Genomic DNA, 252 nt, shown 5'->3' on the forward strand with positions numbered 1-252 from the left:
CCCGAACACGACCGTTAAGCCCTCCAGCGCCGATGGTACTTGGACCGAAGGGTCCTGGGAGAGTAGGACGCTGCCAAGCGCGCCTTATTTATAAGGTAGTATATGCAACAATAAGGGCCTTTAGCTCAGCTGGTTAGAGCGCACCCCTGATAAGGGTGAGGTCGGTGGTTCGAGTCCACTAAGGCCCACCACTTAAACTTCATAAAGTAAGTCTCCGAGGTCCTCGAAATGCAACGGGAAACAACCTCGAAG

Annotated in this window: 1 tRNA gene and 1 rRNA gene; both read left to right on the forward strand. The window is 53.2% G+C overall.

Going from position 1 to position 252, the window contains the following annotated elements:
- Nucleotides 1–79, forward strand: a 5S ribosomal RNA gene (rrf, locus tag KIH86_RS30290); the annotation flags it as partial.
- A gap of 35 nt (nucleotides 80–114) precedes the next feature.
- Nucleotides 115–191, forward strand: a tRNA-Ile gene (locus KIH86_RS16195).
- Nucleotides 192–252 lie beyond the last annotated feature (61 nt).

This window comes from Paenibacillus sinensis, assembly GCF_019904155.1.
GTDB lineage: Bacteria > Bacillota > Bacilli > Paenibacillales > Paenibacillaceae > Paenibacillus_AQ > Paenibacillus_AQ sinensis.